The sequence below is a fragment of the Streptomyces sp. NPDC024017 genome (assembly GCF_040638895.1).
In the GTDB taxonomy this organism is placed as follows: Bacteria; Actinomycetota; Actinomycetes; order Streptomycetales; family Streptomycetaceae; genus Streptomyces.
Genome location: NZ_JBEZYZ010000009.1, coordinates 230,889 through 243,359, shown reverse-complemented (window position 1 = coordinate 243,359; position 12,471 = coordinate 230,889). Strand labels below are relative to the sequence as shown.

At 73.6% G+C, this 12,471-nt stretch carries 12 protein-coding genes and 1 riboswitch; of the genes, 11 read left to right on the top strand and 1 reads right to left on the bottom strand.

Features of this window, described 5'->3' with window-relative positions; all coding sequences use genetic code 11:
- From AB0G20_RS25380 to AB0G20_RS25350, 7 genes are all read left to right on the top strand, one after another.
- Entirely contained in the window at positions 1-1,878 is a 1,878-nt protein-coding gene (locus AB0G20_RS25380) for an ABC transporter permease subunit (RefSeq protein ID WP_361306284.1), read from the top strand.
- Entirely contained in the window at positions 1,875-3,179 is a 1,305-nt protein-coding gene (locus AB0G20_RS25375; protein ID WP_361306282.1) for an MFS transporter, read from the top strand. The genes AB0G20_RS25380 and AB0G20_RS25375 overlap by 4 nt, the downstream gene beginning before the upstream one ends.
- Before the next feature lie 216 nt (positions 3,180-3,395).
- A complete protein-coding gene (locus AB0G20_RS25370; RefSeq protein ID WP_361306280.1) occupies positions 3,396-4,838 on the top strand; it encodes a serine/threonine-protein kinase in 1,443 nt (480 codons plus the stop codon).
- Between the two features lie 129 nt (positions 4,839-4,967).
- Positions 4,968-5,153, top strand: a riboswitch (cobalamin riboswitch).
- A gap of 29 nt (positions 5,154-5,182) precedes the next feature.
- Positions 5,183-5,884, top strand: a complete 702-nt coding sequence (locus tag AB0G20_RS25365; protein WP_361306278.1) for an energy-coupling factor ABC transporter permease — start codon at positions 5,183-5,185, stop codon at positions 5,882-5,884.
- Positions 5,881-6,249 carry an energy-coupling factor ABC transporter substrate-binding protein gene (locus AB0G20_RS25360; RefSeq protein WP_361306276.1) on the top strand — a complete coding sequence of 123 codons (369 nt, stop codon included), beginning with the start codon at positions 5,881-5,883 and terminating at the stop codon, positions 6,247-6,249. The genes AB0G20_RS25365 and AB0G20_RS25360 overlap by 4 nt, the downstream gene beginning before the upstream one ends.
- A gap of 6 nt (positions 6,250-6,255) precedes the next feature.
- Positions 6,256-7,005 carry a cobalt ECF transporter T component CbiQ gene (cbiQ, locus tag AB0G20_RS25355; RefSeq protein ID WP_361306274.1) on the top strand — a complete coding sequence of 250 codons (750 nt, stop codon included), beginning with the start codon at positions 6,256-6,258 and terminating at the stop codon, positions 7,003-7,005.
- Complete coding sequence (locus tag AB0G20_RS25350) at positions 7,002-7,856, top strand: ATP-binding cassette domain-containing protein (RefSeq protein WP_361306272.1); 855 nt, start codon at positions 7,002-7,004, stop codon at positions 7,854-7,856. Before cbiQ ends, AB0G20_RS25350 begins: the two co-directional genes overlap by 4 nt.
- Before the next feature lie 64 nt (positions 7,857-7,920).
- Here the strand turns inward: AB0G20_RS25350 and AB0G20_RS25345 are convergent, their stop codons facing one another.
- Positions 7,921-9,057, bottom strand: a complete 1,137-nt coding sequence (locus AB0G20_RS25345) for an amidinotransferase (RefSeq protein ID WP_361306270.1) — start codon at positions 9,055-9,057, stop codon at positions 7,921-7,923.
- 167 nt (positions 9,058-9,224) lie between these two features.
- Here AB0G20_RS25345 and AB0G20_RS25340 point away from each other — a divergent pair, with 167 nt between their 5' ends.
- The 4 genes from AB0G20_RS25340 to AB0G20_RS25325 all read left to right on the top strand — a co-directional run bounded on the left by AB0G20_RS25340 (position 9,225) and on the right by AB0G20_RS25325 (position 12,409).
- Positions 9,225-9,881 (top strand): maleylpyruvate isomerase N-terminal domain-containing protein, encoded by a 657-nt coding sequence (locus AB0G20_RS25340; protein ID WP_361306268.1) that lies wholly within the window; start codon positions 9,225-9,227, stop codon positions 9,879-9,881.
- A gap of 73 nt (positions 9,882-9,954) precedes the next feature.
- Positions 9,955-10,758, top strand: coding sequence for an alpha/beta hydrolase (locus AB0G20_RS25335; RefSeq protein ID WP_361306530.1), 804 nt, complete (start codon positions 9,955-9,957; stop codon positions 10,756-10,758).
- Positions 10,758-12,080 (top strand): SpoIIE family protein phosphatase, encoded by a 1,323-nt coding sequence (locus AB0G20_RS25330; protein WP_361306266.1) that lies wholly within the window; start codon positions 10,758-10,760, stop codon positions 12,078-12,080. The genes AB0G20_RS25335 and AB0G20_RS25330 overlap by 1 nt, the downstream gene beginning before the upstream one ends.
- Positions 12,077-12,409, top strand: a complete 333-nt coding sequence (locus AB0G20_RS25325; protein ID WP_361306264.1) for an STAS domain-containing protein — start codon at positions 12,077-12,079, stop codon at positions 12,407-12,409. The genes AB0G20_RS25330 and AB0G20_RS25325 overlap by 4 nt, the downstream gene beginning before the upstream one ends.
- Positions 12,410-12,471: the final 62 nt, after the last annotated feature.

Sequence of the window (12,471 nt, the reverse complement as noted above, 5' to 3'; positions counted from 1 at the left end):
ATGAACGGTGCCGCCGCGGGTCTGCGCGCACTCGCGCACAGCGGCGTCCCGGCGCTGCTGTGGCGGACCACGCTCGTGGCCGCCCTGGTGTGCGGAATCGGCCTGCTGCCGTGGCTGTCCCGTACCGACCCCGCGCTGACCGTGCTCAGGGCGAGGTCGGCGGACCGCGAGCCGACTCCCGAGACCCTGCACGCCATCCGGGACCAACTGGGCCTCGACGACGGCCCGCTGGTGCTGCTCGGCCGCTGGCTCGGCGGGCTGCTGCACGGCGACGCGGGCACGTCCTGGGTGTCCGGCACCCAGCTGCTGCCGGGCGTCGTGCTGGCGCTCGGCGTGTCGTTGCTGCTGATGGCCGGGGCCCTGGTGGTCGCCGCGGGCACGGCGGCCGCCGTCTGCGCCCGCACGCTCCGGCTGGGCGCGCGGGGCCGGCTCGGGGCGCGCCGCCCCGGCGGGACGGCGACGGCCGTACTGGCCGCGCTGCCCGAGTTCCTCGTCGCCTCCGTACTGGCCTCCGTGATCGGCGTGCAGCTGGGATGGCTGCCCGCCCTGGGCTGGTACGGGCCGCAGTGGATGGTGCTGCCCTCGCTCGCCCTCGGCCTGCCCGCCGGGGCGGTCCTGGGACGGATGCTCGACGACCTGCTGCCCGGGGCGTTCGCGGAGCCCTGGGCCATGGCGACCGCGGCACGGGGTGTTCCGCCGAAGTCCGTGGCACGGCAGGCGGTGCGCCGCTGCGTGCCCGGACTGCTGCCGAACCTGGCGCTGTTCGTGGTCGGCCTGACCGGAGGATCGGTCGCCGTCGAGCAGATCTTCGACATCCCGGGCCTGGGACGGCTCACCCTGCACGCCGCACTCGCCCAGGACCTGCCCGCCCTGCAGACCGGCACACTCGCCCTCGTCCTGCTCGCGGCCACCGCGGGGATCCTCGCCCGGCTCACCGCCCGGCTGCTGATCGGGCCCGCGCTGCGCGACGGCGCCCTGCAGTCCCTGCACCGGCCCCGGCCGCCCGCGCCCCGCACGCTCCCGCTGCTCTACGGGGGACTGCTGGCCGCCGTCATCGGGTTCGGGCTGCCCCGCGATCCGCTCGCCCTGGACACGCTCGCCCGGCTGCAAGCCCCGTCCGCGGAGCACCCCTTCGGCACGGACGCGCTCGGCCGCGACGTCCTCGCCCGGATCTCCCACGGCGCGCTGACCACGCTCGGCACCGCCCTCGCGGTGAGCGCCGCCGCCCTCGTCGCGGGGCTGCTGCTGGGGCTGCTGCCGAGGCTGTCCGGGCCGCTGGTCGACACCCTCAGTGCCGTACCGCCCGTACTGGCCGGGCTCCTCGTCACCGGCATCATGGGCAGCGGGCCCTGGACGCCCGCGTTCGCCGTGGCTGTCGTGGCCTGGTCCCCGCTGGCCGCGCACACCTCCTCCCTGCTGCGGCAGGAGCGTGCGACCACTCATCTGACGGCCACCCGCGCGCTGGGGGCCGGCCGCTGGTACCTGCTCCGGCACGAACTGCTGCCCGCCGTCCTGCCCCCGGTCGCCCGGCACGCCCTGCTCCGGCTCCCGAGCATCGCACTGAGCCTCGCCGCGCTCGGCTTCCTCGGCCTGGGCGCCCAGCCGCCGTCCCCCGAGTGGGGCCTGCTGCTCGCCGAGAACCAGCCGTACGCCGAGCGCGCCCCGTGGGCCGTCCTGTCCCCGGCCGCCGTGCTCGCGCTGCTCGGGGCGCTCGCGGTGACGGCCGCGGGCGGCGTACGGCTGCCGCGGCGGCGCAAACGGCCCGAGGGCCCGGCCGAACCGCCTGAGGACCGGCTCACGCCTGCCCCGCGGCAGCGACTTGACCGCCCCCACGCCCTCCTGACTCCCGTGCCCGCCTCACAGACAGAAGAACGATGACCCACCTCGTCTCCCGGGTGCTGGCCCGCAAGGCCGCCCGTACCTCCGACGCCGGGACACCGAAGTCCCCGCGCGAGAGCACCTGGCGCCTCGGCAAGGAACTCTCGCCGCTGCTGCGGCTGCTGATCCTCACCCAGCTCGCCTTCAACATCGGCTTCTACGCCGTCCTGCCGTTCCTCGCCGGGCATCTCGGCACCGCGATCGGCATGGCGGGCTGGCTGGTCGGGTTCGTGCTGGGGCTGCGCACCTTCAGCCAGCAGGGGCTGTTCGTGGTCGGCGGCTGGCTCGTCGACCGGTTCGGGGTGCGGCCGGTCGTGCTGGCCGGCTGCGTGCTGCGGATCGCCGGGTTCGTGTGGCTCGGGTACGCGGAGGCGAGCTGGGCCGTGATCGGGGCGGTGCTGGTGATCGGATTCGCCGCCGCGCTGTTCTCCCCCGCCGTGGAGTCCGAGGTGGCCCGCCAGGCGGTCGTGTGGGAGGAGAACGGGCACGGCTCGCGCACCCGTGTCCTCGCCCTGTTCAGCGTGGCGGGCCAGGTCGGGGCGTTCGTCGGGCCGCTGCTCGGCGCGCTGCTGCTGGCCGTCGACTTCCGCACCGCGTGCCTCGCCGGTGCCTGGGTCTTCGTGCTCGTCCTCGCCGGGCACCTGTGGCTGATGCCGCAGCACATCCCCGGCCGGGTCCGCGTCCGGGAGCGGGGCGGGGCCCGCGCCCTGCTGCGCAACCGCCGCTTCCTCGCCCTGTGCTGTGCCTACGGCGCCTATCTGCTCGCCTACAACCAGCTCTATCTGGCCCTGCCGGACGAGGTGCAGCGCGCGGCGGGCTCCCAGGCTCCGTTGTCCTGGCTCTTCGCGCTCTCCTCGGTGCTGGTGGTGTTCACCCAGCTGCCGGTGACCCGCTGGGCGGGCGACCGGCTCGATCTGCGCCGCTCCATGACCGCGGGGCTGCTGCTGATCGCGTCCGGTTTCGCGGTGGTGGCCGCGGCACGGCCGGCCGGCTGGACCGGCACCGCCGGGCTGCTGCCCGCCGCGGGCTTCGTGATCTTGCTCACCGTGGGGCAGATGCTGGTCGTGCCCGCCGCCCGCGCCTGGGTGCCCGACCTCGCCGAGGAGGGCCGGCTCGGCCTCTACATGGGTGCGTTGTCGTCGGTGTCCGGCCTGATCGTCCTCGCCGGCAGCGCGGCCACCGGCTCCCTGCTCGACCTGGGCCTGCCCGCCGCCGTGCCGTGGCTGGTCCTCGCGGCCGTAACGGCCCTGTCGGTGGCTGTGCTGCCGCGCCGTGAGAAGGGGGCGGGGGCGGCGGCCTGAAACGGCGTCGGCGCCCCGCGGCAACCGGGCGCACGGGAGTGTCACCCCGGCGGGCGACCTCTTCGCTCCGGGATTTCCGAGTCGGCACCCGTCGAGGACACCGCCGCGGAGATCGGTGGTCACGCGGCGCCAGTATCCTGGGTCGGCTGCGGCACCCCCACCAATCCCCGTGCAGAAGCGGGGAGTTCGGCCTGCGGCGACGACCTTCCCACACGCATGAGACGAGGACGAGTGCTGCTAGCGGGCCGCTACCGGCTGGATGTTGAGATCGGGCGCGGTGGAATGGGAGAGGTCTGGCGTGCGTACGACGAGACGCTCGCCAGAGCGGTGGCCGTCAAGCTGCTGCTCCCCCAGGACACCGATGCCACGGCGGCCTCCCGGTTCCGTCTGGAGGCTCAGACCGCCGGGCGTCTCAACCACCCCAACGTGGTCGGTGTCCTGGACTTCGGCGAGTACGACAACCGGCTGTACCTGGTGATGGAGCTGGTCGAGGGCGACAGTCTCGCCCGGGTGCTGTCCGGCTCCGGTGCGCTCCCCGCCGAGCGGGTGGCCACGCTCGCCGCGCAGGCCGCCGCGGGGCTCGCGGCGGCGCACGGGCAGGGCATCGTGCACCGGGACGTCAAACCCGCCAACCTGCTGCTGGACGCGGGCGGCACACTGAAGATCGGCGACTTCGGCATCGCGCGGTTCCTAGACGACCCGGGCGCCGCGCTCACCGCCACCGGCCAGATCGTCGGCACCGGCCTCTACCTCGCGCCCGAGCGGGCCCTGGGCAAGCCCGCCGGGCCCGCCTCCGACATGTACTCCCTGGGCTGCGTGCTCTACCAGCTCCTCAGCGGCCGCCCGCCGTTCGAGGCCGACACCGCCGTCGCCCTCCTCCACCAGCATCTCGACTCGGCCCCCGTGCCGCCTCGCGAACTCGGAGTCTCGGGACTGCCGCCGGCGTTCGAGAACTACCTGCTCGGTCTGCTCGCCAAGCAGCCCGAGGACCGGCCCACTGCCCAGCAGGCCGCCGCGTGGTTCGCCGGAGGCGCCTGGCGGGGCCTGCCCGAGCCGCTGCCGGAGGTCTCGGGGCCGCTGCGGCCGGCGACCACGTCCGCGGCGATGCCGGCCGGGCCGGGCCCGTACGCGGCCGCCGACACCAGCCACCCGACCACGTATGCACTGCCCGCGACCCCGGGGCACCGCAGCGCGGCCCGGGCGGCCCAGGCGGGGCGTTCGGGCCGCTCCCGCGGGCGCGGCGGCGTCCGCAGCCGGTCGAGACTGGCCGCGACGGCCGCCGCCGCGGCACTCTTCCTCGCCGCGATGCTCCTCGGCATGCGCTGGTTCTCGCCCGACACGACCGCGGAGGGCACGGAACCCGACGCGTCCCCGTCCGCGAGCAGCCCCGCCGCCACACCGTCCGCCGGCTCCCCCTCTCCCCTGGCCTCCGGCCCGGCGGCAAACCCGGCAGCCGCCACCACGCCGACCACCGGCACCGTGGCGGATGTCACTCCGTCCACGCCCGCTTCCCCGACTCCTCCCGCGCCCGCGCCGAGCGCCGCGACTCCGACGGCGGAAGCAGGCGACGGCCAACCGGAGCAGCCGAAGCCGGAGAAGCCGCACGAGGCCGGAAACGGCGGGGAGAGCGACGACGGAGACGACGGCGGCGACGACTGACCCGGCCCGGATGTCGCGCGACGGCGCCCCGCCCCGGAGCACGTGGATCAGCCGGGGGATGCGCCGGTGTGCGAGTGGGCGCCCCCTCGCGCGCCCCTCGGGTGGCTTGTCATCGCCCTTACCCCGGCCTTATTGTCACCAGGCCTTGGTGAACGGGAAATCCGGTGTGATGCCGGTGCGGCCCTCGCCACTGTGAATCGGGAAGTCCGGCTCCGGCCCTCACGGGCAGCCACTGGGTCCTTGCGACCCGGGAAGGCGGAGTCCGGGCGGTGGTACCCGTCAGCCAGGAGACCGGCCAAGGCGCGTCAACCATCCACGAGGTGCTGGAGAGGGTCTGCTGAGCCATGCACATTGCCGAGGGTTTCCTTCCTCCGGCGCACGCGGTCGCCTGGGGCGTCGCGTCGGCGCCGTTCGTCGTCCACGGGGTCCGGTCGCTCACCCGTGAAGTGCGCGAGCACCCCGAGAGCACCCTGCTCCTCGGTGCGTCCGGCGCCTTCACCTTCGTCCTGTCCGCCCTGAAACTGCCGTCCGTCACCGGCAGTTGCTCGCACCCCACCGGCACGGGCCTCGGAGCCATCCTGTTCCGGCCGCCCATCATGGCGGTGCTGGGCACCATCACCCTGCTCTTCCAGGCGCTGCTGCTCGCGCACGGCGGCCTGACCACGCTCGGCGCCAACGTCTTCTCGATGGCGATCGTCGGCCCCTGGGCCGGATACGCCGTCTACAAACTGCTGCGGCGCTACGACGCGCCGCTGATGGTCGCGGTGTTCTGCGGCGCGTTCGTAGCCGACCTGTCCACCTACTGCGTCACCAGCGTGCAGTTGGCGCTCGCGTTCCCCGACCCGGGCAGCGGATTCCTGGGCGCGCTCGGCAAGTTCGGTTCCATCTTCGCCATCACCCAGATCCCGCTCGCGGTGAGCGAGGGCCTGCTGACCGTGCTCGTGATGCGGCTGCTGGTGCAGTCCAGCAAGGGCGAACTGACCCGGCTGGGCGTGCTCCTCGCCAAGCAGCAGTCCCGGACCGAGACCGAGGCGGTGGCCCGATGAGCAGGAACACGAAGATCAACCTGTTGCTGCTGCTCGTCGTGGCCGCGCTGGCCGTACTGCCGCTCGCGCTCGGTCTCGGCGACCACAAGAAGGAGCCGTTCACGGGCTCCGACGGTGAGGCGGAGTCCGCGATCACCGAGATCGAGCCGGACTACGAGCCGTGGTTCTCCCCGCTGTACGAACCGCCGTCCGGGGAGATCGAGTCGGCCCTGTTCTCCCTCCAGGCGGCTCTCGGCGCCGGCGTCCTCGCCTACTACTTCGGCCTGCACCGAGGCCGCCGGCAGGGAGAGCAGCGGGCGCTGGAGCGGGAGGCCGAGAGCGCGCTCGCCGGTGACGCCGGGAAGTCCCCCGCCGAACGGGACTGATCGCGCGTGCTGCCGATCGACGCGGCGGCGCACAGCAGTCGCTGGCGCCGCCGCCATCCCGTGGACAAGGCCGTGCTCGGGCTCGGCCTCACCGTGCTCGCGATCTCTCTGCCGCCCTGGCCGGGCGCGGCCCTGGTGCTCCTGACGGCCCTGGTGGTGCTGCTGGGGCCGGCCGGTGTGCCCGGGCGGCGGCTCTGGCGGGCCTATCGGGTGCCGCTGGGCTTCTGCGTGACCGGCGCGGTCACGCTGCTCGTCCAGGTGGGCGGCCCCGGGGGGTTCGTCTCCCTCGCCGGTGACGGGCCGTTGCGGGCCGGGGAGTTGCTGCTGCGCACCTCGGCGGCGTCCCTGGGCGTACTGCTGTTCGCCTTCACCACGCCCATGTCCGACCTGCTGCCCCGCCTGGTCCGGGCCGGGATTCCCGCCCCGGTCGTCGACGTCGCGCTCGTGACGTACCGGATGAGCTTCCTGCTGCTGGACTCCGTGCGCCGCATCCGGGAAGCCCAGGCGGCCCGGCTCGGCCACACCAGCCGGGCCGCGGAGTGGCGCTCCCTGGCCGGGCTCGGCGCGACCGCGTTCGTCCGGGCCTTCGACCGGGCCACCCGTCTCCAGGCCGGACTCGCCGGGCGCGGCTACGACGGCACCCTGCGCGTCCTGGTGCCCGAGGCCCGGGTCTCCGTCCGCTTCACGGCCGCCAGTTGCCTGCTGCTCACGGCGCTGGCCGCCCTCACCTTCGTACTGGAAAGGCCGCTGACATGAGCGAGCCCGCCCTCGTCGCCCTGCGCGGCGCGTCCTTCGCCTATGAGGACGGCCCGGCCGTGCTCAGCGGCCTCGACTTCGAGATCCGCGAGGGGCGTGCGCTCGCGCTGCTCGGCCGCAACGGCAGCGGCAAGACCACGCTGATGCGGCTGCTGTCCGGCGGACTGAAGCCGCACGCGGGCCGGCTGACGGTCGAGGGGCGGCCGGTGTCGTACGACCGCAAGGGGCTGACCCGGCTGCGGACGACCGTGCAGCTGGTGGTGCAGGACCCGGACGACCAGCTGTTCGCGGCGTCCGTCGAGCAGGACGTGTCGTTCGGGCCGCTCAACCTCGGCCTGGACGACACGGAGGTGCGGGCGCGGGTGGCGGAGGCGCTCGCCGCCCTGGACATCACCGCCCTGGCCGACCGGCCCACCCATCTGCTCTCCTACGGGCAGCGCAAACGCACCGCCATCGCGGGCGCGGTCGCCATGCGGCCCCGCGTCCTCGTCCTCGACGAGCCGACGGCCGGCCTCGACCCCGACGGCCAGGAGCGGCTCCTCACCACCCTCGACGGACTCCGAGCCGCCGGCACCACGGTGGTGATGGCCACCCACGACGTCGACCTCGCCCTGCGCTGGGCCGACGACGCGGCGCTCCTCACCCCGTCCGGCGTCCGCACCGGGCCCGCGGCCACGGCACTGGCCCGCACCGACCTCCTCCACGAGGCGGGCCTGCGGCTGCCGTGGGGTGCGGCGGCGGCGGAACTGCTGCGCGCCCAGGGGTTGTTGTCCGGCATGGAGCCGGGGCCGCGCACGCCGGACGAACTCGCCGCCCTCACGGCAGCGCGGCTGGGGGCTTCCGGAGGGTGAGGGGCACCCTCCGTGGCCGTATCGCCCTCCGCCCTGCCCACCTCCGGACGTCGGAGCAGCTCGGTCAGTCGACGTAGGACTGGAGCGAGCCGCGGCGCCGGACGTCGAGGGTCGCGCAGTGGAACGAGCCGCCGAAGGGGGCGTAGTGCAGCAGGTCGCACGGGATCGGCTCGAAGCCCCACTTCTCCAGTGCGCGCAGCATCCCGGTGTGGTGCCGCTCCGCGATCACCTGCTTCTCGTCGAGCATGAGCACGTTCATGCTGAGCCACTTGCCGCACATCGACGTGAGTTTGAGCAGCCGCTCGTCGATCGGGTCGGGCTCGGGAGCGACGAGGACGTCCCAGGAGCCGAGGACGTCCGGCAGGCGGTCCGGGTCGACGTACTCGGGGTTGATCAGCACCTTCCCGGGCGCGAGCAGGACGAACGTCGTGTCGATGTGCATGGGGGTGCGGCAGCGGCTCTCGATCTCGTGGATGCGGTACTCCGGGCCGAGGTGGCGGCGCAGCCAGTCGATGCCCATCGCGTTCGTGACGTTGCTTCGGGTGACGAACAGGTCCCGTCCCGCCCGGACGAAGTCCGCGGCGTCGAAGACGGGCTCGAACTCGGTGAGGACGTACCGCATGGGCTCGCCCGGCCCGGGGACGCGGAAGTCCGGGTCGAAGAGCTCGTCGGTGAGCTGCGGCCTGGGTGCCGCCGTCCAGCGCGCGCCACGCCGGAAGTAGTCCTTGAGGACCGGGCGGTAGGAGTGCGTCTCGAAGTACCGGCACGGCCAGGCCATGGGCGTCTCGATGATCTCGTCGCCGATCACGAGCATGCTGTCGCGCGGGCAGGTGTTGCAGAAGCCGCGCGAGGTCCAGTCGGGGGTGCCGAAGCGGCGCCGGTGGTCGACCGCCTCCGGCCGCCTGACCGTGACGCCGAGGGACTCCAGCAGGGCGACTAAGGCGTCGATCTCCTGCTGCGCCTGCTCGATGAGCAGCCGCGGATACCGGAAGCCGGCCGCGAGCCCCTGCAACCGCCCTGCCCACGGCGGCACGTTGCAGGTCACCACCGCGTGGTCGGAGGGGATCGTCGCGCCCTCCAGGCGGCCGACGATGATCTCCTCCAGCGGATCCCACTCGGTGTGCGAACCGACCGGCGACACGAGCCGCTCCGCGTCCTCACCGGCCGCAGGCGGCACTCCGGGGTTCTGCAGGACGGTCATGCTCACCACCTCTTGGATCGCAAGCTGTGTCATTACGCCGCAACGGCCGGATCACTCAGCGTGACCCACCGGGGTCGTACGCGTCATCGACCACACGCTCCCGGTAACGATCCAGATGCCCGGAATACGCTTGCCCACGCTCGCCGCACCGCACTACGGTGCACGAGGTGGAGCTCTTCTCACGTTCATGGACGGCCCTGCGCGCGGAGGTTGACGACCTGTCCGACGAGGACTTCGGGCGCCCCTCCGGCTGCACGGGCTGGCTGGTGCGGGACCTGGTGTGCCATCTGATCGTCGACGCCCAGGACGTCCTGGTCACCCTGGCCACCCCGTCCGACCGGGAACCGACCCGTGACGCGCTGACGTACTGGGACCTCTCCGACACCCCGCCGACGGGTGACGACCCCCTCGACGCGCTGACCGTCCGGCTGGCCGCCGCGTACGAGGATCCGCAGTTGCTGAAGTTCCATCTGGACGACGTCGGTTCCGCCGCCGGCCGCGCCGCCCTGCTCGCCGACCCCGCCGGCCGGGTCGGCACCCGCGACGAGGTCCTCACCGTGGGCGACTTCCTCGCCACGTACGTCATGGAGTGGACGCTGCACCACCTCGACCTGATCGCCCACCTCCCGGGCGCGCGGCAGCCGCCCGCGGAGGGGCTCGCCCGGTCCCGGGAGATGCTGGAGCAGATCGCCGGGAGCCCGTTCCCCTCCTCCTTCCACGATGTGGACGCACTGCTGATCGGTACCGGGAGGCGGGCGCCGACCGGGGCGGAGCAGGCCGGGCTCGGCGCGCTGGCCTCCAGGGTGCCGCTGTACCTGGGCTGACCTCGCGGCCGCGAAGACCCAGCTCACGAGTCCGCCGTCGAATCGCTCCGGCCGAGGTGGGAGCATGGTCGGTATGGACATCCGCAGCAGGAACAACGTCAATGTCATCGGCCGCGACGACGCGCCGGTGCTGCTCCTGGCACACGGGTTCGGCTGCGACCAGAACATGTGGCGTCTCGTGGTCCCGAGGCTTGCCGAGCACTACCGGGTGGTGCTGTTCGACTACGTCGGCTCCGGCGGCTCGGATCTCGCGGCATGGAGCGAGGAGCGGTACTCCTCGCTGCACGGCTACGCCGGTGACGTCGTCGACGTCTGCGAGGAGCTGGACCTGCGGAAGGCGGTGTTCGTGGGGCACTCGGTGAGTGCCATGGTCGGGGTGCTGGCGGCGCAGGCCGCGCCGGAGCGGATCGGGGCGCTCGTGATGGTGACCCCCTCGCCCTGCTACATCGACGACGAGGGCTACCGCGGCGGCTTCAGCACGGAGGACATCGACGAGTTGCTCGCCTCCCTGGAGGCGAACTACCTGGGCTGGTCGTCCGCGATGGCCCCGGTCATCATGGGCAACCCCGAGCGGCCGGAGCTGGGCGAGGAACTGACCAACAGCTTCTGCGCCACCGACCCCGACATCGCGCGTGTCTTCGCCCGTACGACCTTCCTCACCGACAGCCGCGAGGACCTCAAGGGTGTGTCCGTGCCGACCCTCGTGCTGGAGTGCGAGCAGGACGCCATCGCGCCCCGCGAGGTGGGCGCCTATGTGCACGCGGCGGTCCCCGCCTCCCGTCTGGTCACGCTCGACGCCACCGGGCACTGCCCGCAGCTCAGCGCGCCGGAGGCCACCACCGGGGCGATCCTCGACTTCCTGAAGCCCCTGAAGTGATGTGCCGCACGGGCGGTGTGCCGGAGCCCGCCGGGGCAGGGGGCGAGGCGAACACGGACGCGGTGTTCACCGCGCTGCTGGAGGACAGCGCCGAGGACCTGTACGAGTGTGCGCCCTGCGGCTATCTGTCCACGTTGATGGACGGCACCATCGCCAAGATCAACGGCACGCTGCTCGACTGGCTCGGCCTGGACCGTGAGGCCGTGGTGGGCCGCAAGCGTTTCGCGGACCTGCTCACCATCGGCGGGAAGCTGTACCACGAGACGCACTTCGCTCCGCTGCTGCGCATGCAGGGCGAGCTGCGGGGCATCGCCCTGGAGATGCGGCGCGGCGACGGCGGCCGGTTGCCGGTGCTGGTCTCCGCGGTGATCAAGCACGGGACCGAGGGCGAGCCCCTGCTGATCCGTATCACCGTCTTCGACGCCTCGGACCGCCGCGCCTACGAGAAGGAACTCCTGCACCGCCGCAAGGAGGCCGAGCGGGCCCGCGCCGAGGCGGACGAGGCCCGGCGGCAGGCCGAGGCCGACCGGGCCAGGCTGGCCGACGCGCTCGCCGTCCTGCAGCGCTCCCTGGTGCCGGACTCGCTGCCCGCCGTGCCGGGCCTGGAGACGGCCGTCCACTACCACACGGCCGCGCCCGACCAGCTCGGCGGCGACTTCTACGACCTGTTCCCCGTCACCGGCGACCGGTGGGCGTTCTTCCTCGGCGACGTGTGCGGCAAGGGCCCCGAGGCCGCCTCCCTCACCTCGCTGACCCGCTACACCCTGCGCGCGGCGGCCCACCACGACCCGGATCCGGCCTCGGCCCTGTCCACGCTGAACGCCGTCCTGCACGAGCGGTACACCGGCGACGGCAACCCCCGGTACTGCACCTGCATCGTCGGGATCATCGAGCCGGGCGGCGAGCACGGCCCGACGGTCGTGCGGCTCGCCTCCGGCGGCCATCCGCCGGCACTCGTGCTGCGGTCCGACGGCAGCGCCGAGTTCCTGCCCACTCCGGGCGGGCTGCTCGTCGGCGTCGTCCCCGGCGCGCCGGTCGGCACCGCCGAGACCGTCCTGGCCCCCGGCGACACGGTCGTGCTGTACACCGACGGGCTCACCGAGGCCCGCACCGGCCCCGGCCGCGACGACCTGTACGGCGAGGACGCCCTGCACGCCTTCGCCACCGACCACGCTCCGGCCGGACCGGGCGAGGTGATCACCGCCCTCACCGGGCTGATCGAGAGCTTCGGCGAGGGCCTCGGCGACGACACCGCCCTGCTCGCCCTCGGCGTTCCCGCTGCCCCGTCCCCCATAGGCCCTGCGACGAGTCACCCCTCATGAAGCCGCTCACCATCAGACACCGCGACACCGCGGCCGGCCCCGTTCTGCACGTGGCCGGCGACCTGATCTTCGACCAGGCCCCCGAACTCCGCGGCCGGCTCGACCAGCTCCCCCTGTCACCGGGGCAGTGCCTGGTCCTCGACCTGTCCGGCCTCGAGTTCTGCGACTCCTCGGGCATCACCGCCCTGCTCGCCGCCCGCCAGCACGCCCTGGCCGCCGACGCCGACATCGTCCTGGCCGCCGTACCGGCGAACCTGCTGCGCGTCCTCACCCTCGTCGGCCTCGACCAGGTCTTCACCCTGCGCCCGGACTCCAGCGTCGCGTCATGACCCGTCCCGGACGGCGGTCCGGACGAACACCGGCTTGAGGTGCTTCTCCGGCAGCGCGGCCG